At 68.0% G+C, this 20,423-nt stretch carries 22 protein-coding genes; 11 read left to right on the top strand and 11 right to left on the bottom strand.

The annotated features are described in order from the left end of the window. Positions 1-78 precede the first annotated feature (78 nt). Genes serA through DFR50_RS05705 form a run of 4 tightly spaced genes read left to right on the top strand, consistent with a single transcriptional unit; the run spans position 79 to position 2,600 of the window. A complete protein-coding gene (serA, locus tag DFR50_RS05690) occupies positions 79-1,659 on the top strand; it encodes a phosphoglycerate dehydrogenase (RefSeq protein ID WP_113888359.1) in 1,581 nt (526 codons plus the stop codon). Between the two features lie 27 nt (positions 1,660-1,686). Next, positions 1,687-2,034 (top strand): type II toxin-antitoxin system Phd/YefM family antitoxin, encoded by a 348-nt coding sequence (locus tag DFR50_RS05695; protein ID WP_245427353.1) that lies wholly within the window; start codon positions 1,687-1,689, stop codon positions 2,032-2,034. After that, entirely contained in the window at positions 2,031-2,333 is a 303-nt protein-coding gene (locus DFR50_RS05700; protein ID WP_210208815.1) for a hypothetical protein, read from the top strand. Before DFR50_RS05695 ends, DFR50_RS05700 begins: the two co-directional genes overlap by 4 nt. 48 nt (positions 2,334-2,381) lie before the next feature. Beyond that, positions 2,382-2,600, top strand: a complete 219-nt coding sequence (locus DFR50_RS05705) for a Trm112 family protein (RefSeq protein ID WP_113888235.1) — start codon at positions 2,382-2,384, stop codon at positions 2,598-2,600. 139 nt (positions 2,601-2,739) lie between these two features. On the opposite strand, the gene DFR50_RS05710 is transcribed toward DFR50_RS05705, so the two are convergent. Then, positions 2,740-3,147 carry a nuclear transport factor 2 family protein gene (locus DFR50_RS05710; RefSeq protein WP_113888236.1) on the bottom strand — a complete coding sequence of 136 codons (408 nt, stop codon included), beginning with the start codon at positions 3,145-3,147 and terminating at the stop codon, positions 2,740-2,742. Positions 3,148-3,287: 140 nt separating this feature from the next. Between DFR50_RS05710 and DFR50_RS05715 the strand changes: the two genes are divergently transcribed. Continuing rightward, positions 3,288-4,196: an AraC family transcriptional regulator gene (locus DFR50_RS05715; protein ID WP_113888237.1), complete on the top strand. Its 909-nt coding sequence runs from the start codon at positions 3,288-3,290 to the stop codon at positions 4,194-4,196. Between the two features lie 38 nt (positions 4,197-4,234). Here the strand turns inward: DFR50_RS05715 and DFR50_RS31905 are convergent, their stop codons facing one another. The 6 genes from DFR50_RS31905 to secA form a co-directional block, all read right to left on the bottom strand. Beyond that, complete coding sequence (locus DFR50_RS31905) at positions 4,235-4,387, bottom strand: hypothetical protein (RefSeq protein WP_170153063.1); 153 nt, start codon at positions 4,385-4,387, stop codon at positions 4,235-4,237. After that, on the bottom strand, positions 4,384-5,379 hold the full coding sequence (locus DFR50_RS05720) for an SDR family oxidoreductase (RefSeq protein ID WP_113888362.1): 996 nt from the start codon (positions 5,377-5,379) through the stop codon (positions 4,384-4,386). The genes DFR50_RS31905 and DFR50_RS05720 overlap by 4 nt, the downstream gene beginning before the upstream one ends. Positions 5,380-5,729: 350 nt before the next feature. After that, positions 5,730-6,134 (bottom strand): acyl-CoA thioesterase, encoded by a 405-nt coding sequence (locus tag DFR50_RS05725; RefSeq protein ID WP_113888238.1) that lies wholly within the window; start codon positions 6,132-6,134, stop codon positions 5,730-5,732. 111 nt (positions 6,135-6,245) lie between these two features. Continuing rightward, positions 6,246-6,587 (bottom strand): hypothetical protein, encoded by a 342-nt coding sequence (locus DFR50_RS05730; protein ID WP_113888239.1) that lies wholly within the window; start codon positions 6,585-6,587, stop codon positions 6,246-6,248. Further along, entirely contained in the window at positions 6,588-7,466 is an 879-nt protein-coding gene (gene prmC, locus DFR50_RS05735; RefSeq protein ID WP_113888240.1) for a peptide chain release factor N(5)-glutamine methyltransferase, read from the bottom strand. Continuing rightward, positions 7,463-10,270, bottom strand: a complete 2,808-nt coding sequence (gene secA / locus DFR50_RS05740; RefSeq protein WP_113888363.1) for a preprotein translocase subunit SecA — start codon at positions 10,268-10,270, stop codon at positions 7,463-7,465. Before secA ends, prmC begins: the two co-directional genes overlap by 4 nt. Here secA and DFR50_RS31910 point away from each other — a divergent pair. After that, positions 10,269-10,421, top strand: coding sequence for a hypothetical protein (locus DFR50_RS31910; protein WP_170153064.1), 153 nt, complete (start codon positions 10,269-10,271; stop codon positions 10,419-10,421). The two genes, secA and DFR50_RS31910, sit on opposite strands and share 2 nt — an antisense overlap. Before the next feature lie 189 nt (positions 10,422-10,610). Here the strand turns inward: DFR50_RS31910 and DFR50_RS05745 are convergent, their stop codons facing one another. From DFR50_RS05745 to epmA, 4 genes are all read right to left on the bottom strand, one after another. Continuing rightward, positions 10,611-11,201 carry a Uma2 family endonuclease gene (locus tag DFR50_RS05745; RefSeq protein WP_113888241.1) on the bottom strand — a complete coding sequence of 197 codons (591 nt, stop codon included), beginning with the start codon at positions 11,199-11,201 and terminating at the stop codon, positions 10,611-10,613. A 97-nt stretch (positions 11,202-11,298) separates the two neighbouring features. Beyond that, on the bottom strand, positions 11,299-12,168 hold the full coding sequence (gene mutM, locus DFR50_RS05750; protein ID WP_113888242.1) for a bifunctional DNA-formamidopyrimidine glycosylase/DNA-(apurinic or apyrimidinic site) lyase: 870 nt from the start codon (positions 12,166-12,168) through the stop codon (positions 11,299-11,301). After that, positions 12,161-13,954: a DNA helicase RecQ gene (gene recQ, locus DFR50_RS05755; protein ID WP_113888243.1), complete on the bottom strand. Its 1,794-nt coding sequence runs from the start codon at positions 13,952-13,954 to the stop codon at positions 12,161-12,163. The genes mutM and recQ overlap by 8 nt, the downstream gene beginning before the upstream one ends. A gap of 17 nt (positions 13,955-13,971) precedes the next feature. Continuing rightward, positions 13,972-15,036: an EF-P lysine aminoacylase EpmA gene (epmA, locus tag DFR50_RS05760; protein ID WP_113888244.1), complete on the bottom strand. Its 1,065-nt coding sequence runs from the start codon at positions 15,034-15,036 to the stop codon at positions 13,972-13,974. A gap of 155 nt (positions 15,037-15,191) precedes the next feature. On the opposite strand from epmA, the gene efp reads away from it, so the two are divergent. The 5 genes from efp (at position 15,192) to DFR50_RS05785 (ending at position 20,420) form a co-directional block, all read left to right on the top strand. Continuing rightward, positions 15,192-15,761, top strand: coding sequence for an elongation factor P (gene efp / locus DFR50_RS05765; RefSeq protein WP_113888364.1), 570 nt, complete (start codon positions 15,192-15,194; stop codon positions 15,759-15,761). A 202-nt stretch (positions 15,762-15,963) separates the two neighbouring features. Continuing rightward, the gene (locus tag DFR50_RS05770; protein ID WP_113888245.1) at positions 15,964-16,743 is read left to right on the top strand and encodes a bestrophin-like domain; all 780 of its coding nucleotides are present in this window, start codon (positions 15,964-15,966) and stop codon (positions 16,741-16,743) included. Positions 16,744-16,916: 173 nt separating this feature from the next. After that, positions 16,917-17,765 (top strand): neuromedin U, encoded by an 849-nt coding sequence (locus tag DFR50_RS05775; protein ID WP_113888246.1) that lies wholly within the window; start codon positions 16,917-16,919, stop codon positions 17,763-17,765. A 390-nt stretch (positions 17,766-18,155) separates the two neighbouring features. Beyond that, entirely contained in the window at positions 18,156-20,006 is a 1,851-nt protein-coding gene (locus DFR50_RS05780; protein ID WP_170153065.1) for an amidohydrolase, read from the top strand. A 93-nt stretch (positions 20,007-20,099) separates the two neighbouring features. Then, the gene (locus DFR50_RS05785; RefSeq protein WP_113888248.1) at positions 20,100-20,420 is read left to right on the top strand and encodes a DMT family transporter; all 321 of its coding nucleotides are present in this window, start codon (positions 20,100-20,102) and stop codon (positions 20,418-20,420) included. Positions 20,421-20,423 lie beyond the last annotated feature (3 nt).

Genomic DNA, 20,423 nt, shown 5'->3' on the forward strand with positions numbered 1-20,423 from the left:
GCGCCCGGCCGTAGCGGCGCGGGCGCTCCTTCCCGACATTCCATGCGGCCGTCGCGGCCGCCCCTCGAGGTCTTTCCCATGGCTCCTCGCGTTCTCATTTCCGACAAGCTTTCCCCCGCCGCCGTCGCCATCTTCAAGGAGCGCGGCGTCGAGGTCGACGTCAAACCGGGTCTCGACAAGGACGAGCTCGCCAAAATCATCGGCGACTACGACGGCCTCGCGATCCGGTCGAACACGAAAGTCACCGCCAAGCTGCTCGAACAGGCGACGAAGTTGAAGGTCGTCGGCCGGGCCGGCATCGGCGTCGACAATGTCGACATCCCGGCCGCCACCGCCCGCGGCGTGATCGTGATGAACACCCCGTTCGGCAATTCGATCACCACCGCCGAGCACGCCATCGCGCTGATGTTCGCGCTCGCCCGCCAGCTTCCCGCCGCCGACCTCTCGACCCAGGCGGGCAAGTGGGAGAAGAACCGCTTCATGGGCGTCGAGCTCACCGGCAAGACCCTCGGCGTGATCGGCTGCGGCAACATCGGCTCGATCGCCGCGACGCGGGGCGTCGGCCTCAAGATGCGGGTGATCGCCTACGATCCGTTCCTGAGCCTCGAGCGCGCCGCCGAGATCGGCGTCGAGAAGGTCGAGCTCGACGACCTGCTCGCCCGCGCCGACTTCATCACCCTGCACACGCCGCTCACCGCCCAGACGAAGAACATCCTGTCGGCCGAGAATCTGGCCAAGACCAAGAAGGGCGTGCGCATCATCAACTGCGCCCGCGGCGGTCTCGTCGACGAGGCCGCGCTGCGCGCGGCGCTCGACAGCGGCCAGGTGGCGGGCGCGGCCTTCGACGTGTTCGTCGAGGAGCCGGCCAAGGCGAACCCGCTGTTCGGCCATCCAAACTTCATCGCCACGCCGCATCTGGGCGCCTCCACCAGCGAAGCGCAGGAGAACGTCGCCCTGCAGGTCGCCGAGCAGATGTCCGACTACCTGATCCGCGGCGCGATCTCCAACGCGGTCAACTTCCCCTCGATCACCGCCGAGGAGGCGCCGAAGCTGAGGCCGTTCATCGCGCTCGCGGAAGGGCTCGGCTCGTTCGCCGGCCAGCTCACCCACGCGCCGATCGAGAAGGTCGCCATCGCCTACGACGGCGCGGTCGCCGATCTGAAGATCAAGGCGCTGACCTCGGCGGCGATTGCCGGCGTGCTGCGGCCGTCGCTTCAGGACGTCAATGTCGTCTCGGCCCCCGCGGTCGCCGCCAGCCGCGGCATCGTCATCGAGGAAGTGACCCGCGCCGCCCAGGGCGACTACGAAAGCTTCATCACCCTCACGGTGACGACGAAGGAGCAGACCCGCTCGATCGGCGGCACCGTGTTCCACGACGGCAAGCCGCGGATTCTGTCGATCAAGGGCATCAAGATCGACGCGGAATTCACCCCGTCGATGATCTATGTCACCAACGAGGACAAGCCGGGCTTCATCGGCCGGTTCGCGAGCCTGCTCGGCGACGCGGGGGTCAACATCGCCACCTTCGCCCTCGGCCGCGACGAGCAGGGCGGCTCGGCGATTGCGCTGGTGGCGGTCGACGGCCCGGTCCCCTCGGCGGTGCTGGAGGAGGTCGGCAAGCTCAAGGGCGTGCGACAGGCGAGCGCGCTGCATTTTTGAGGGCCATCGGGGCGAGCGCGGCTACGGGTGGCTGCGCTCGCCCCTGATCGCATGACCGAGGAAATTGACGGATTTGGCTATTTTCGCTATTTTGGCCAAATCGGAGATGTGGGGATGCAACAAACAAGGGTCACGGCGAGCGAATTTCAGGCTGCCTTCGGGGCTCTGAGCGACAGGGCGCGGCGCGAGCCCGTCGTCATCACCAAGCACGGGCGCGATTCGCTCGTGGTCATGTCAGCCGAAGAGTGGGCGCGCCTGAAGCGGCGGGATCGCCGGGCCGGATTGACCGCCGATCTGTCCGACGCGTGGATCGAAGCGGTTCAAAGCGCCAGTGTCCCGTCCGAATTCGAGCGCCGCGACTCCGAGTTGAAGTGATCCTTGGCGCTGTGCTTGTTCTGCCGATCACGCGCAGCCCGCCGGGCGACCCAGCCAGTGCCGTCGAAATCCCTACCGTCACCAAGAAGCGCCTCGGCCTCGACGACGGACGCTCGTGGATCCTGCTCACGGAGTGGAACGAGTTCGTCTGGCCCGGCCCGGACCTGCGTCGCCTGCCGAACAGGACCGACGCCACCGTCGCCTATGGCGTCCTGCCGCCGAGCCTGTTCGCCGCGATCCGGGAGAGGTTTCTCACAGTCGTGAGCGCCGGCCGCGCCAGACGCATCCCGAGGCTGTGACTTTCGCTGGCCGCGACCAGCATTCCCCAAGGCCCGAGACCACGACAGATGACCAACGACGAGACCGAAACCGGCGAGGCTACCCCATCGCGAGGGCGCACGGACCCGCGCCTGCTCGAACTCCTCGTCTGCCCGCTGACGCGCGACACGCTCGTCTACGACGCCGCGCGGCAGGAGCTGATTTCGCGCGCGGCCAAGCTCGCCTATCCGATCCGCGACGGCGTGCCGATCATGCTGCCGGACGAGGCGCGCAAGCTCGAGGATTGAGCCCTAGTCTAGAGCATGATGAATTGAGGTTCATTCCCTCCGTCATTGCGAGCGAAGCGAAGCAACCCCGTCCCCCCGGACTGTAGTCCGGGGGGCTCCTCGCAATGACGGGGTTGGTTCGACCTGATTTCATCTCGCTCTAGTCGGCGTTCACCAGCTTCATCGCCTGGCCTCCCAGTTTCGGAGCGAGTTTCTGCTGCACCGCGACCACCGACGGAAGGGGACGCCACGCCACCGTCATACTGTCCACGAGACCAGCCTCGTTGATGTGCATGTGATCCATACCGTCGATCGTGTGGTCGCCGAGCTTGATGGTGAAGACGGCGACGAAGTCCGCGTTTTCGCGCAGCAGCATCTTCGGCTCGAAGGCGTCGACGGTGCTCAGGAGCGCCGCCAGGACATCCGCCACCTTCTCCTTGCCCTTGAAAGGCGCGGGGACGAGAGGGCTGTAGATGACGACGTCATCGGCCATATGGACCTTTGCCGAGGCGACATCGCGCGCTCCCATAGCTTTGAGATATGCCTCGAGATGGTCTGTGCTGATCATGATAAATATTCCTGTTGCTGAAGCCGCCCTGATGGGCCGGCAAGTTCACCCGGCGTTCCATCCGGCAGTGACTTTTTCTAGCAAGGCAAAGCAGGGTTCTCTATAATCGTAACTCCGTATTCGTTTACCAGGAGTCCATAATGGACCCGCTTTCCCAGATCATTACCCTGCTCAAGCCGCAGGCGGTCTTCTGGCGCGTCGTTGAAGCCCATGACGCCTGGACGATCCGCTTTCTGCCATCCGACGTTGTCGTGTTCGGCCAGATGATCGAAGGGGCGGCGCGTGTCGAACGCGATGACGGGGCTGGCCTCGACCTGGCGACGGGTGATTTCATGTTGATGGCGGCGCCGCCGCCCTGGACGATGACAGGGGGCGGCGGCGGCGCCCCGGTCGACTTCAAGGCGGCGATCGCCGATCCAGGTTTGCTGGTTTCGGCGGGGAGGAAGGGGACAATTACCCGGTTCATCGCTGGGAACTTCAGCTTCGCGCCCGCCAACGCTGACCTTGTCGCGAGCCTGATGCTGCCGATTGCGCATGTGCGCGCGACGGATACGCTCGTGGCCCGTCTCGGCGCGTTGTTGTCGGCGTTGGGCGACGAAGCGCTCGCGGATCGGCCCGGCCGGTCGCTCGTGCTCGATCGTCTGCTCGAGGTTTTGCTGATCGAGGCGCTGCGCTATCGCTCAAGCGCCATCCCCGGCTCAGATCGCGGTCTGTTGGCGGGACTTGCCGATGCAAAAGTCGGAAGGGCTCTGCGCATCATGCACGAGGACGCACGGCGTTCCTGGACGGTTGCGGCGCTCGCCAACGCCGTCGGAATGTCGCGATCCGCATTCGCCGCGCGCTTCACCCACATCATGGGCATGCCGCCGATCGATTACCTCGCCAACTGGCGTATGACGCTTGCCAAGGCGGCTTTGGCGTCATCGAACCTGCCTATGACCGAGATCGCGGAAATAGCCGGCTATCAATCCGTGAGCGCATTCAGCACGGGCTTCAAGCGCGCAACCGGGTTGTCGCCGAAATTCTATACGCAATCTTTGGCGACCTGAATCTCCCTTGGTTCGTCATGAGGTCGAGAAGGAGTTGGCTACCGGGCAGGGCTGGCCTCCTGGATCGCAGGCTTCGCCCAGACGCTGACTCCGGCCAGAGGCCTTCGGTCAGAGTGGCCTGCCCAAAGCGTGACGGGCGTCATCAGCGCAAAACCGAGCGTCGCCCAGCCCCAGATGAGACCAGCGCTCATGACAAACTCCGCGGCGCGGTGTCGAAGTAACTCCCATGTTCGAGGTCGGCGATCAGACCCTGCTCCTGCGGCTGCCATCCGAGCTGGGCGCGGGTCAGGTCGCTCGACGCCGGATTATCGGCCTTGATGAAGGGTGCGAGGAAACTGAATCGTTTCGACGCTTCTTTTGCCGTGATCCCGGCTACGGGAACGTCGAGCTTTCGACCGATGACATCGGCGATCGTCCGGAACGGTATGCTTTCGTCCGCGACCGCATGATAGCGCGCGCCGGCGACTCCGCGCTCCAGCGCGAGCCTGAACAACCGCGCGGCGTCGGTCCGGTGCACCGCAGCCCACCGATTGTCGCCATCGCCGACATAAGCCGAGTTGGCCTTCTTGCGGGCGATCGCGATCAGTTGCGGCACGAAACCCGTATCACCGTCGCCATGCACCGATGGCGCGAGGCGGATCATCGTCGCGCGCACGCCGAGTGAGGCCAGGGCCTCCACCTTTTCCTCGGTCATCGCTCTGGCGATGCCGGGCGAATCGGTCGCGGGCGCATCGTTCTCCGTCGCGAGTCCAGAAGCCCGCAGTGCGGCGTGCGCCAGTCCCATCGTGCCGAAGGTCGTCACCAGCGGCCGACCCGATCCCTTGAGGGCGACGCCGAGCGCGTCGATCGCGCAGCGGTCCGCCTCGGCGGATACCGCCAGGAAACGTGAGACGATGTCGGTCGGCAGTCCGCCAAAAAGGATGCGTAGCCGCTTCGGCAACGGGACCTGCGACAGGCCGTGCATGAAGGCGAGGTGGATCACTCCGTCCGCCGCCGCCGCCGCACTCCGAAGACTTTCCAGATCATCGATATCGCCGCGATGCGGTTCGACGCCCTTGGCCCGCAGCGCCTGGGCCTTTGCTTCGGAGCGCGCGAGCGCCGTGACGGCATGGCCCGCTCCGATCAGCTCCTTGACGACGGCGGTCCCGACGAAACCGGTTGCCCCTGTCACGAATACACGCATGGTCTTCTCCTGTTCTTTGCAGAAGCCGCCCTGAAGGGCCGGAAAGTTCACCCGGAGGTTCATCCAGCGGCGACGATTTCTAGCAAAGGGTCACAGGAGCATCTATAATATTTAGTCCATAATCGTTTATCATCAGTCCAGGATTTTGGCGTAGCGGTCTCGCGACCGGTTCTCGAACCCACACCGGCGGACTGCCTCAAGAGCCTGGCGTACAATCTGGGGAAGATTCTGCGATGACCCCGACACGCTGCGCCGGGCGCCCCATCGGGCCGGACGCTCTCGTACAGGCTCTGACGATTGGCGCGGAGGCGAAGGGGGCGGGCGGCCAGACTGTCGGCCCGCGCCTTTCCTCACCCTTTCGCCGGCTCCTCGACGACCGGCCGCGGCCGTCCGTCTTCGTCGATGGCGACGAAGGTGAAGGTGGCGTCGGTCACCTTCTCGCGCACGTGCCGGCGGAACCGGCGCGCCCAGGCTTCGACATGCATCTTGATCGAGGTGCGCCCGATCCGGTCGACCGCGGTGTAGACGCACAGGACGTCGCCGACCTTGACCGGGCGAATGAAATGCAGCGCGTCGATGGCGACCGTCGCCACCCGCCCCTGCGCCGTCTCGACCGCGGCGATGCCGCCCGCCACGTCCATCTGGCTCAACACCCAGCCGCCGAAGATGTCGCCGTTGGCGTTGGTGTCGCTCGGCATGGCGACGAGGCGCACGGTCAGCTCGCCGCGCGGTTGTTCGACGGATTCTTCGGCCATCAGCGACCCCCTTCGAGAAAGTTCCGCGATCCCGCGTCCCCGGACGCGTCCCTCGCCTTGTAGGGCGCGTCCGCCGTCCGCGCCAGCTTCCGGATCGCTTGCGTCTTTGCCTCAGCGCGGCGGGCAGTCGAAGGGCAGGAAGGTCGGCGACATGCCCTCGTTGACGACGCGAATCGCGAGCGCGTCGGCGAGCTTTCGATCCCGCGCGGTCTTGGGACAGATTGGTTTGGAGGCGACGCAGCCGGCCTTGAGGAAGGCGCCGTTGCCGGCCAGAAACCCCGCGCTGAGACCGTCCCTGCCGAAGCGGCGCAGGGCCTCGTCCCAGTCGCGCCCGTAACGGAAGCACTTTTCCTGTCGCCAGTCGCGCTTTGGCGCCGGCGAATCGGCTGCGACCGGCCCGACCGCCGTCGCGGCGAGGAGCGCGAGGGCGACCCGGCGCCGAAGGCGTTTCACTTAAGGCCGCTCGCCGATCACCACCCGGTCGATCCCGGCGAGATCGCGTCGGGTCTCGGCGTGGACGAACCCCAGCCGCGCCGCGAGGCCGAGGACGGCGCCGCCCTGTCCGGCCCCGACCTCGACGATCAGCCGGCCGCCGGGCGACAGCAGGCTCGCCGCCGCCGGCAGGATGGTGCGGTAGGCGTCGAGCCCGTCCGCGCCGCCGTCGAGCGCGAGGCGCGGGTCGAAATCCCGCACCTCGCGCGCCAGCGTGTCGATCTCGGCGCTCGGAACGTAGGGCGGGTTCGAAACGATCAGGTCGAACGGGCCTTCGACGCCCTCGGTCCACGAGCCGAGCCGGATGTCCGCACGGCCCGCCAAGCCGCACGCTTCGATGTTGCGGCTCGCGACGGCGACGGCGGCCGGCGACGCGTCGACGCCGAGGCCCTGCGCCATCGGGCATTCGGTCAGCAGCGCGCACAGAATCGCGCCCGAACCGACGCCGAGGTCGAGAATGCGCAACGGATTGCGCCGCCGCGCGCCGAGAATCTTGAGCGCCGCCTCGACCAGCGTTTCCGTCTCCGGGCGCGGGTCGAGCACCTCCGGCGACACGATCAGCGTCAGGCCCCAGAACTCGCGCCGCCCGGCGATTTTGGAAAAGGGCTCGCCGGCCGCGCGCCGTGCGGCGAACTCGGTGAGCCGGGCCGCGGCCGGTTCGCCGAGCGACCTTTCCGGTTCGGCGATCAGGGACGCCGCCGCGAACCCGCCGGCGTGGCAGAGGGCGAGGCGGGCTTCGCGCTTCGGCTCCTCGATCCCCGCGGCGCCGAACGTTTCGGCGAGCCAGGCGAGCGCTTCCGCGCGGCTGGTCGCGGCGCCGAGCCCATGGCGGCGGCTCACGCCACCTGCCCGTGGCAGTGCTTGAATTTCTTGCCCGAGCCGCACGGACACGGCTCGTTGCGGCCGACCCGTCCCCAGCTCGCCGGCGCCTGCGGATCGCGCTCCTCGGCGAGCGCGACCCCGGCGTCCGGGGCGAGGCGCGCGTCGGTCGAGAGGCCGCCGAGCGGATAGTCGCCGTCGAGGGCGCCCGCCTCCGCGTGCTGGAACATCATCGGCGGCGGCGGCTCGGGCGTCTGGAAGCGCACCTCGATCCGCATCATCTGGGAGATCACCGATTCGTGCCACTGCTCGATCAGCTGCTGGAACAGTTCGAACGCCTCGGACTTGTATTCGTTGAGCGGGTCGCGCTGCGCCATGCCGCGCCAGCCGATCACCTGGCGCAGGTGGTCGAGCGTCACCAGATGCTCGCGCCACAGGTGATCGAGCGCCTGCAGGATCACCTGCTTCTCGACGTAGCGCATGGCCTCGGGCGTGTTGCGCCGAACGCGCTCGGCGTAGGCCTCCTCCGCCGCCTTGTGCAGGCGGGCTGCGACCTCCTCGTCGGCGATGCCCTCTTCCTTGGCCCAGGCGTCGACGGGCACGTCGAGATTGAGTTTCTCCAGAACTTCCTTCTTCAGGCCGGCGATGTCCCAGGCTTCCGGATAGGCGTCGTGCGGGATGTGCTCGGCGACCAGATCGTCGACGACGCCGGTGCGCATCTCCACGATCGTCGGCTCGAGCGTCTCGGCCGCCATCATCTTGCGCCGGTCCTCGAAAATGACCTTGCGCTGGTCGTTCATCACGTTGTCGAACTTGAGGATGTTCTTGCGGATGTCGAAGTTGCGCGCCTCGACCTTCTGCTGCGCCTTCTCCAGCGCCTTGTTGATCCAGGGGTGGACGATCGCCTCGTCCTCCTTCAGTCCGAGACGCTTGAGCATGGTGTCCATGCGCTCGGCGCCGAAGATGCGCATCAGGTCGTCCTGCAGCGACAGGAAGAACTTCGACCGGCCCGGATCGCCCTGGCGCCCCGAACGGCCGCGCAGCTGGTTGTCGATGCGGCGGCTCTCGTGCCGCTCGGTGCCGATGATGTAGAGGCCGCCGGCCTCGATCGCCTTCTGCTTGAGCTCGGCCACCTCGGCGCGGATCTCCGCTTCCTTCGCCGCGCGCTCCTCTTCGCTCGCGTCGGCGGGGATCTCCTGGCGAATGCGCATCTCGACGTTGCCGCCGAGCTGGATGTCGGTGCCGCGGCCAGCCATGTTGGTGGCGATGGTGATCGCGCCGGGGACGCCGGCCTCGGCGACGATCGGCGCTTCTTGCTCGTGGAAGCGGGCGTTGAGCACCGCGAAGGTCTTCGACGGCTTGCCCGAGCGCGCCGAGGCGTAAAGCGGCTTCAGCGCCCCGGGCTGGCTGAAGTCGATCTTCTTGTAGCCCTTCTTCTCGAGCACCTCGGCGAGCACCTCGGACTTCTCGATCGAGGTCGTGCCGACCAGCATCGGCTGCAGCTTGGCGTTGGCCTCTTCGATCTCGCGCACGATGGCGCGCGTCTTCTCGTCGATCGTGCGGTAGACCTCGTCGTCTTCGTCGGCGCGCGCGATCGGCAGGTTGGTCGGGATCTCGACCACGACGAGCTTGTAGATCTCGGCGAACTCGTCCGCTTCCGTCGAGGCCGTGCCGGTCATGCCGGCGAGCTTCTTGTAGAGGCGGAAGTAGTTCTGGAAGGTGATCGAGGCGAGCGTCACGTTCTCGGGCTGGACGGTGACGTGCTCCTTCGCCTCGAGCGCCTGATGCAGGCCCTCGGAATAGCGCCGGCCGGGCATCATGCGGCCGGTGAACTCGTCGACGATCACCACCTCGCCGTTGCGGACGATGTAATCCTTGTCGCGCTGGAACAGCTTGTGGGCGCGCAGCGCCTGATTGACGTGATGGACGAGGGTCGCGTTGCCCGCCTCGTAGAGCGAGCCCTCCTCCTTCATCACGCCGATCTCGCGCAGGAACGTCTCGGCGTGCTCGTTGCCGGCTTCCGTCAGGTTGACGGTGCGCTGCTTCTCGTCGAGCTCGAAGTCCTCCTTGACCAGCTTCGGGATGATCGTGTCGACCGCGGCGTAGAGGCCCGAACGGTCCTCCGACGGGCCGGAAATGATCAGCGGCGTGCGCGCTTCGTCGACCAGGATCGAGTCGACCTCGTCGACGATGGCGTAGGCGTGGCCGCGCTGCACCATCTGCCCCATGTCGTACTTCATGTTGTCGCGCAGATAGTCGAAGCCGAATTCGTTGTTGGTGCCGTAGGTCACGTCGGCGGCGTAGGCGGCGCGGCGCTCGTCGTCGTCGAGCCCGTGCACGATCACCCCGACGGTGAGGCCGAGGAACCGGTAGATCTGGCCCATCCAGTCGGAGTCGCGGCGGGCGAGATAGTCGTTGACGGTGATGACGTGCACGCCCTCGCCGGCGAGCGCGTTGAGATAGACGGCGGTGGTGGCGACCAGCGTCTTGCCTTCGCCGGTCTTCATCTCGGCGATCGAGCCCTCGTGCAGGACGAAGCCGCCGATCAGCTGGACGTCGAAATGGCGCTGCTTGAGCGTGCGCTTGGCGGCTTCGCGGACGGCGGCGAAGGCGGGGGCGTAGATGTCGTCGAGCGTCTTGCCGGCGGCGAGTTCGGCGCGGAATTCGTCGGTCTTGGCGCGCAACTGCTCGTCGGTCAGCGCCGCGAATTCCGGCTCGAGCGCGTTGATCTCGGCGATCTTCGGCCGGTAGCCCTTGAGACGGCGGTCGTTGGACGATCCGAACACCGCCTTCATCACGGAGTCGAATTTCAGGGCGCGGAGCATGGTCGACCTTTCCATCGCCGCGCCGGTATTCCTCGCGCTTCGCCCGGTCTTCGGACGATCCCGGGGCGCGGCTTACGACAACGGCCACAACAAAAAGCGCGAAACATGGCAAAGCGCCCGTTTTCGCGCTGCTGAACAGGGTTCTCGGTGAGATAGGAGCCGGGGCCGGGGTTGTCAATGACGCGAACCGTCTCGCAGCCGTCCCGCGGCTTTCCGCCGTCTCGACGGCGCGCGGGCGCGCTTCCATCCGGCGGCTTGCGACGGCGACCGCCCACCGAAGACCGCGCGAGCCGGCCGCCGTCCGCCGCCGCCCGCCTCCCGTCGGCGCGGAGGCGATCCGTCAGGCGGACTCTTCCGCCTGCGGCCCGCCCGTCGCGGCGCCGAAGTCGATCCCGTCGTAGAGTTCGGCGAGCGGCAGTTCGACGCCGATCTCCGGAAGGGCGAGCGTGGACTCTTCGATCAGGATCTCGTGCGTCCACCCGTCGCCGGCGCGGGCGTAAACGACGGCCCCGACGCTGTCCTGCTCCAGCATGACGTAGCGCTGAACGGAGGGCGTGGCCTGATATTCGCGCGCCTTGACGAGCCGATCGGTGCGGGTCGTGCTCGGGCTCAGCACCTCGAAAACGACGACGGGGTTCCGGACGACGGTCGCGCCGCGATCGACCGGGGAGCACAGCACCATGCCGTCGGGGTAGCGGACAGCGCCGTCGGCGACCTGGAACTTGAGGTCGTTTCCATGGAAGCGGCATGGCTTTCCGCGGAGCCGGCCGGTCAGCGAGAACGCAAGGTTGGCCTGGATGGCGGAGTGGCCGGCGGTCCCGCCCGTCATGGCGACCGGGCCGACTCCGTCGAATTCGTAACGCAGCGGCTGACGCTCCTCCCAGGCGAGGAACTCAGCGAGGGTCATGGGCTTGCGCAGGGCGAGGTTCATGCGGGCCGTTTTTATCACGAAACGAGGCTGGACGCGACCGATGGCGGCCGCCCGGCTGGTTCGCTGCTCATGCCGGTTGCGACGGCGGGGTCGCCGGCTACTTCTGGCACTCCGGGCAATAAAACGTCGAGCGCGCGGATTGCGCATTGCGCAGGACCATGCCCCCGCACCCCCGGCGCTGGCAGGCCGCCCCCTCGCGGTCGTAGACGGAAAACGCGTGCTGGAAATAGCCGAGCGCGCCGTCCGTCTGGCGATGATCGCGCAGCGTCGAGCCGCCGGCCTCGATCGCCTCCAGCAGCACCGTGCGGATCGCCTCCGCCAGGGTCATGGCCGACCGGGTCGGCCGCCCGTCGGCGCGGACGAGGTCGCCCGCGGCCCGGAACGGCGACAGTTTTGCGCGGAAAAGCGCCTCGCAGACGTAGATGTTGCCGAGCCCTGCGATCCGCTTCTGGTCGAGCAGCGCCGCCTTCAGCGGCGCGCGCACCCCCTGAAACAGCGCGGCCAGCCTCGCGCCGTCAAAATCGTCCGCCAGCGGCTCGTCGCCGAGCCCGGCGAGCCGGGGGTGACGGTCGAGCTCCCCGACGCGCGCGAGGTCCATGAAGCCGAACCGGCGCGGATCGTTGTAGGTGACGACCTTGCCGCCATCGAGATGAAAGACGACGTGGTCGTGCTTCGGGTCCTTCGAGCGCGGGTGATGGAATTCGCCGACGAAGGCCTCCTCGATCCGGAACGAGCCGGACATGCCGAGGTGGGCGATCAGCGTCTCGCCGCTGTCGAGCCCGGCCAGCAGGTACTTGGCCCGCCGCGTCAGCGTTTCGATCCGCCGCCCGGTCAGGCGCTCGGAAAAGTCGGACGGGAAGGGAAAGCGGATGTCGGCCCGCCTGAGCTCGACCTTTTCGATTCGTGCGCCGCTCATCGCCGGCGCGAGCCCGCGCCGCACCGTCTCGACCTCGGGCAGCTCAGGCACGGGCGTGGTCCCGGATCACCGCCAGGAAGGGCGCCCCGTATTTGTGCAGCTTGGTGTCGCCGACGCCGTGGATCGAGGCGAGGTCGTCGAGGGATGCGGGTCGTTCCTTCGCCATCTCGAGCAGCGTCCGGTCGGGAAAGATCACGTAGGCCGGCTGCTTCTGGGCGGCGGCGATCGCGCCGCGCAGGGCCTTCAGCGCGGCGAGTAGATCGGCGTCTGCGTCGCCCGGCTCGACGATCCGGCGCTCGGCCCGCTTGCGCCCAGGCGCGATCACGTCCTCGCGCAGCGCGAACGGCGTTTCCCCGCGCAGGACCTTCCGCCCCTCCTCGGTGACGACGAGCCGGTCGCGGTCCTCCTCGTCGCGGACGATCAGTTTGGCCGACTGCAACTGCCTGAGCACGCCGCGCCAGCCGGCCGGGGTGCGGTCCTTGCCGACGCCGAAGGTCTTCAGCTCGTGGTGGCCGTGGCGCTCGATCGCCTCGGTGGTCTTGCCGGCCAGGATGTTGGCGAGATGGCCGAAGAAGAAGCGCCCCGAGGTGCGCAGCACCGCCGACAGGGCCTTCTGCGCCTCGACCCGGCCGTCGATCAGCCGCACCGCGCCCTTGCACACGTCGCAATGGCCGCACGGGCCCGACTCCTCGCCGAACATGCCGAGCAAGGTCTGGCGGCGGCAGCGCGCGGTCTCGCACAGGGTGACGAGATCGTCGAGCTTGGCCATCTCGACCCGCTTGCGCTCGTCCGGCGAGCCGCCCTCGACAATCTGGCGGCGGCGCAGCTCGATGTCGCCGGCGCCGTACAGGGTCAGCGTGTCGGCCGGCAGGCCGTCGCGCCCGGCGCGGCCGATCTCCTGGTAATAGGCCTCGATCGAGGACGGCATGTCGGCGTGGAACACGAAGCGCACATCCGGCTTGTCGATGCCCATGCCGAAGGCGATGGTCGCGCAGACGACACAACCGTCTTCGCGCAAAAAAGCGTCCTGGTTCGCCGCCCGAACACCATGATCGAGCCCGGCGTGGTAGGGGAGCGCCCGGCGGCCGAGGCCGGAGAGTTCCTGCGCCAGCTCCTCGGTGCGCCGGCGCGACGCGCAATAAATGATGCCGGACTCGCCACGGTGCAGGTCGAGCCGTTCGATCAGCTGGCGGGTGGCGTTGGTCTTCGGCCGCATCGCCAAAAAGAGGTTCGGCCGGTCGAACGAGCGGACGAAGACTTTCGGCTTGCGCACGAACAGCCTGGCGGCAATGTCGTCGCGCGTCGGCGCGTCGGCGGTCGCGGTCACGGCGACGGTCTGCACGCCCTCCAGCGCCTGCACCACCTCGCGCAGGCGCAGATATTCGGGGCGGAAGTCGTGCCCCCATTGCGACACGCAATGCGCCTCGTCGATGGCGAGGCAGCCGATCGGAAAGCCCTTGAGGTAGGCGATCACGTCGTCGCGCATCAGCCGTTCGGGGGCGATGTAGAGCAGGCGCAGCGTCCCCTCCTTCAAGCCCCGCGCGATCTGGCGCCGCTCGTCCGGCTCGGTCGAGGAATTGAGGGCCGCGGCCTCGATCCCGAGTTCGCGCAACTGCGCCACCTGATCGCGCATCAGCGCGATCAGCGGCGACACCACCAGCGTCAGGCCCGCGCGCACGATCGGCGGCAGTTGAAACAACAGCGACTTGCCGCTGCCGGTCGGCATCACCGCGAGCACGTCGTCGCCGTCGAGGATCACCGACAGGATCTCCTCCTGCCCGGGGCGGAAGGCGGAAAAGCCGTAGACGCTGGTCAGCGCCGCCCGGGCCTTGAGCATGAGGGCGGGATCGGGGCTCACGCGCCGGCTCCGGGATCGAACACCGGCGTCCACTGAACCGCCTCGACGCTGGCTGCGCCGGTCGCGAGCATCACCAGGCGGTCGAAGCCGAGCGCGGCGCCGCAAGCGTCCGGCATCCCGGCGACGGCGCTCAAGAAGTCCTCGTCGATCGGGGCGGAGGCGCCGTAGATGCGGCGCTGCTCGGTCCTGTCGGCCTCGAAACGGCGCCGCTGCTCGGCTGGGTCGGTGAGCTCGTGGAAGGCGTTGGCCAGCTCCACGCCGCAGGCGTAGAGCTCGAAGCGTTGCGCCACGCGCGGATCGGCCGGATCGAGGCGCGCGAGCGCCGCCTCGCTCGCCGGATAGGCGTGCAGGATCGTCGGCCGGCCGAGGCCGAGGTTTGGCTCGACCCGCTCGCTCAAGATCCGGCTGAACAGGTCCGACCAGGTGTCGTCCGCCGCGACCCGAAGGCCCGCCGCTTTCGCCTGACGGGCGAGCAGGCCCATGTCCGGCTCGTCGCCGCGGGGAAGGCTTCGATAGAGGTCGATCCCGGCGTGGCGGAGGAACGCTTCGCGGACGGTCAGGCGCTCGGGCGGCTCGAACGGGCTCGCCTCGCGGCCGCGGAACGCGAAAGTTTTCGCGCCGGCGACGTGAGCGGCGAGCGCAACGAGCGCGGCGCAGTCGTCCATCAACACGTCGAGCGGCGCGCCGGCGCGGTACCATTCGAGCATCGCAAATTCCGGCGCGTGCAGCGCCGTGCGCTCGCGGTTGCGGAACACGTGCATGAGCGCGAAGATCTGCGTTTCGCCTGCCGCGAGCAGCTTTTTCATCGCGAATTCGGGCGAGGTGTGCAGCCAGGATTCGTGCGTCCGGCCGTCGGGCCCGACGAGGTCGGCGCGAAACCCGTGCAAGTGGGTCTCGACGCCGGGGGAGGCCTGAAGGGCGGCGGGATCGACTTCGACAAAGCCCTTGGCGTCGAACCAGCGGCGCGCCGCCGCGGCGATCCGCGCGCGAAGGATCAGCCGCGGGCGGCGGGCGGCGTGGCGGTCGGGGCTCCAGAACGGCGGGGGGGACGAGGAACTCAAGTTGCTCCGAAGGTTGCGGCCGATTGTGAACGATCCCGGCTGGCCTTTGCCGCCAAAATCAGTATAAAGCGCGCCGAAAGCGCCGGGACGCCGCCTTGAAAACGGGCGTCCGTTCGCGCATCAGGCGCGCGCGCCAATTTCTTAAGGACAAGGTCGTGAGAGTTATCGCAAGCTCGATTCGCAAGGGCAACATCATCGAGCGGGAGGACGGGCAACTGTGCGTCGTTCTCTCGGCGGAAAGCTTCCATCCCGGCAAGGGCACCCCCACGACCCAGATCGACATGCGCCGCCTGTCCGACGGCGTCAAGGTCACCGACCGCTTCAAGACCACCGAGCAGGTCGAGCGCGCCTTCGTCGAGGACAAGGAATTCGGTTTCCTCTACGCCGACGCCGACGGCCATCATTTCATGAACAACGCGACCTACGACCAGGTCACCGTCCCGGCCGACGTCCTCGGCGAGCAGGCGCAGTGGCTTCAGGAAGGCATGAAGGTGCTTCTGTCGGTGTTCAACGAGAAGCCGGTGGCGATCCAGCTTCCCCCGCGCGTGACGCTGGAAGTGGTCGAGACGGAGCCGGCGATGAAGGGCCAGACGGCGTCCTCGTCCTATAAGCCCGCGAAGCTTTCGAACGGCGCGCGCGCCATGGTGCCCCCGCACATTTCTCCGGGAACGCGCATCGTCATCCAGACCGAGGACGGCAGCTACGTCGAGCGGGCGAAGGACTGATCGGGGCGGCGTCGCGCCGCCCGAGCGCGCGACACGCGCTCCCTCGATCCTGGCTTCCCCCGGCCGGAACCGCCCCCGGGAGCGCGGGTGCGCCGGGCTTGACGATGTCGGCGGCGACGGCGACAGTCGGCCGTAGCGGCTGGGCTCTTTTCCCCCTGGGCGGCGTACAGAGTCGAGCCTCCCTCTGGGGGAGAGGAAATCCATGTCGAACGCCTTGTCGCTCCTGCCGCTGTGGGAGTTGATCGTTCTGGTCGTCCTCGCGCCGACGGCCGTCGCGGTCGGACTCCAGATCGTCGTGCGCCGATGGGCCGGCTTCGAGCGGCTCGAGGTCAACAACGAGCTCGCCGGCTTCCTGTTCGGTGCCATCGGGGTCTTCTACTCCGTGCTGCTGGCGTTCGTCGTGGTCGCCGTCTGGGAGAAGTTCAGCGAGGGACAGACGTCGGTCGCCCGGGAATCCGCCGCCGCGTCGGCGTTGTTCCACTATGCCGAAGGCGCCGAGCCGCAGGCCATCGCCCTCCGCGACCGCGTGGTCGACTATCTGAAGCTCACCATCGAAAAGGACTGGCGGGCGATGGCGGCGGAGTCGGCGGATCTGGAGACGTCGCAGGCGCTCGATGCGGTCTATCGCGCCGCGATGGCGCTCAACCGGACGGGCACGCGCAGCGCCCCCGACATGACGGCGGTCTTCACCCAGGTCGACAATCTCAACCTGGCGCGCCGGGTGCGCCTCCACCTGTCGACCGGCCTCTTGCCCGACGTAATCTGGCTCGTGCTGTTCGCCGGCGCCGGCCTCACCATCTATTTCACGCTGTTCTTCGGCAGTCGCAACGCGGCCGCGCAACTGGCGATGACGGCGATCCTGTCGATCGTTCTCACCTCGGGCCTGGTGATCATCATTTCGCTCGACCACCCGTTCAGCGGCCCGGTCCACATCGAACCGGAATCGCTCGAACAGGTTCTGGCCGCCGAGACCGGACACTAGCCACGAACGACGGAGACCGCCCGTGGGCGCGCCCGCGCGCCGCGGCGACGTCCGCCATGGGCGCTTCCCGTTCCAGCGCCCGCGGGTCGACTCGCCGCTTGCGTGAGCGCCGTTAAATTTGCAGATTTGGATCCGCTTCCAGCGCGCTCGTTCGTCCTTTGGGGAGGACGCTTATGAAACCAACCTTCGGCCTGCTTTGCGCGGCGCTTCTTGTCGCTTCGCCGCCTTCCCTGGCGCAAACCGCGCAGCCTGCGGGACGGCAACCGCTGGTCGGCGACGACGCGAAGGACGAGAGCGACAGCGAGCTCGCCAAGCAGATTCAAAATCCGGTCGGCGACCTCATCAGCTTCCCGCTGCAGAACAACGTCAATTTCGGCTACGGGCCGCATGGCGGGGCGCAGAACGTCCTCAACCTCCAGCCGGTGATTCCCTTCCACATCACCGACGACTGGAACCTGATCACCCGCACCATCCTGCCGGTGGTCTGGAACCCGGACGCCGCGCCGATCCCGACCGTGCCCGCCGGGACCGCGCCGACCTCGTTCACTGCCTTCCTCTCGCCCCGGCGCGCCGTCGACGGGTGGCTGTGGGGCGCAGGCCCGGTCGTTCAAATTCCGACGATCAGCTCGACCACGCTCGGCTCGAGCGTCTGGGGCGGGGGTCCGAGCGCGGCGATCGTCTGGTCGGGCGGCCCGTGGGTCACCGGCACGCTGTTCAACGCCATCTGGTCGATGGGAGGAGCGCCCGGGCCGTCGGGGAACAGCTACGCCACGTTCCTCGCCAACCCCTTTGTCGCCTACAACCTCGACGACGGGTGGTACGTTTCGACGGGCCCCAATGTCACAGCGAACTGGCAGGCCCCGGGAACCAAATGGACGGTTCCCGTCGGCGGCGGCGCCGGCCGGACATTCCGCGTCGGATCGCTCCCGGTCGATCTGTCGCTGAGCGCGTACTACAACGCCGTACGGCCGACCGCGGGGGCGCTCTGGCAATTGAGCACGCAGCTCACGTTTATCTTCTAAGTCGAGGCTGCGAGAGGCGGATGCGATGAATACTCCGGCGCGGGCCATCGGAGCCGCCGTCCTCGCCTTCGGCGCCGGCGGCCTGCGCGCTCGCCTGCCGGAGAAGCGCTCGCCCGACAGGTCGACCGGCATGATCGGCCCGACGGCCGGCCTGTTGCGCCTCCCGCGCGCCGGCCGTCGTGGGCGTCGCGCTCGTGTCGCCTGCGTCGGGGTCGCGAACCTGGTCTCGAAATCGATCGCGCACGGCGGCGGCCATGCGACGAGGATGCGGCATGCTGGTCTCCGTCGCCGTGGCGTCATCGGCCGATGGGAGGACATGGAGGCCTCGCCTGCCCGCCCGATCGTCACGGGACGGCGATGTCGGGGGCGGCGGAGGAGAGAGCGGAAACCATGTGTCTGATTTGCGATTGGGCGAGAGCGCTGGACAACTCCGGCCTGCGCGCCTCCCGAAGGCAGGTGTTGCGCGGCGCCGGCGCGTTTGCGGCGACGGCGGTCGCCGCGCCGGCGCTGAGCCGCGCCGCCGAAGCGACGGCGACGCGAACGTCGCCGCCCTCGCCCACGGACGGCGAAGCCGACTGGCTGTTTCAGAACGGGCGGATCCACACGGTCGACCCCGCGCAGCCGACCGCCCAGGCCGCGGCGGTCCGTGGAGACGAGATCGTCTACGTCGGCGACAAGGCCGGCGCCGCGGCTTGGCGCGGGCCGAAGACGCGGGTCGTGGACCTCGCGGGCCGGATGCTGATGCCGGGCTTCGTCGACGCCCACAACCATCTCGCCATGGGCGCCGTCGCCAAGCTCGGCGTGAACCTTCGCGGTCTCGTCGGCAAGGACAGGGTTCTCGACGCGATCCGCGCGTGGATCGCCACGCAGGCGCTCGACGCGCCTCTGCGCGGGCACGGCTGGACGGTGGGCGTTTCCTTCGGGCCCGACTATCCGCGGCGCGAGTGGCTCGACGAGCTCACCGGCGATCGTCCGATGTACGTTCTCAACGCCGACGCGCACGATCTCTGGTTCAACACTGCGGCGATGAAGGCGGCCGGACTCGACCGGCGCAGCCCCGATCCCGATCCCGGCAAGCAATATTACAAGCGCGACCCGGACGGGACGCCGACCGGCGCGGCGATCGAGAGCGCGGCCGCGCTCCCGGTCTGCATGGCCCTCGGCATGACGTCCCTCGAATCCATCCGCGCCTCCCAGCGCCTGACGATCGATCGCGCCCCTTCTTTCGGAATGACCGCCTACATGGACGCCGGCGTGCTCGCCGGCCCGTCCAACGGCGCCGCCGAGGCGGTATGGCGCGATCTCATCGACCGCGACCGGCGCGGCGAGTTGCCGGTCCGCATCGTAGGAACCGTCTTCACGCGCAACGCCGAAGACGATCCGCAGGCGGTCGCGGCCGAGCTCGTCGACTGGAACGCGAAGCTGCGCTCGCCGCACTTGCGGATCTCGATCTGCAAGATGTGGGTGGACGGATCGTCGATCGCCGGCACCGCGCTGCTGCTCGAGCCGTTCGCCAACCAGCCGGACTTCAAGGGGTCGCTCACGCTGTCGCCGAGCCACATCAAGGCGCAGATCGAGGCCACCCATCGCGCCGGCTTCGACATGCACATCCACGCCGACGGGGACGGCTCGGTGAGGATCGTGCTCGACGCGCTCGAAGAGGTGCAACGGCGGCTCGGCCCGCAGGGACGTCGCCACGCGATCTGTCACCTGAGCCTGACGAGTCCCGACGACGTCAAGCGGTTCCAGCCCCTCGGGATCATCGCCAACGGCACGCCGCTCTGGGCCACGAACTACGACGGCGTCTACGTCGAGCAGTTCAACACGCTGTTCGGGCGCGAGCGCGTGGAGGAGCGCGCGCTTCCCTACGGCGATCTCGTGCGCTCGGGCGCCACGGTCACGTTCGGCGCCGACTTGCCCGGCGTCGACGTCGACGAGATTCCGCCGCTGTTCCAGCTGGAGTCGACGGTCACGCGCCAGCGGCCGGGTTTCCCCGGCGATCCCGCCCTTGTCGCCCGGCAACGGATCAGCGTCGAAGAGGCCATCCGCGCCTACACCATCAACGGCGCCTGGCAGCTTCGCCTCGAAGACCAGATCGGCTCGATCGAGGTCGGCAAGAAGGCGGACCTGATCGTGCTGGGAGCCGATCTCTTCGAGGTCGATCCGCACGACATCCACCGCGTCCCTGTGTTGCTCACCCTGATGGACGGCGAGGCCAGGCACGATAAGCTGAGGGTCTGAGAGCGCCCGAATGCGCGGACATCGAATGAAGAGGGCCGCGCGATTTCGCAATCGCCGCGACTCCTTCGGAGCCATGAGAGAGCGGAGCGGAACTTGTCCTGGATCTATCTGACGTGCGCGGGTCTACTGGAGATCGGCTGGCCCGTGGGCCTCAAGATGGCGCAGATGGAAGGGCAACGCCTGATCGGCGTGATCCTCGCGCTCGCCTTCATGCTGGGCAGCGGCTTCCTCCTGTGGCTGGCCCAAAGGGAAATTCCGATCGGCACCTCCTACGCGGTCTGGACGGGGATCGGCGCGGCCGGGACGTTTCTTTACGGCATCCTCATTTATGGCGACCCCGCCAGCCTCGGCCGGTTTTTCGGCGTCGGGCTCATTCTCGCCGGCGTCGTCACCCTGAAACTCGCGCATGGTTGAGGT

Origin of the sequence: Roseiarcus fermentans (assembly GCF_003315135.1) — a bacterium.
Lineage (GTDB): Bacteria > Pseudomonadota > Alphaproteobacteria > Rhizobiales > Beijerinckiaceae > Roseiarcus > Roseiarcus fermentans.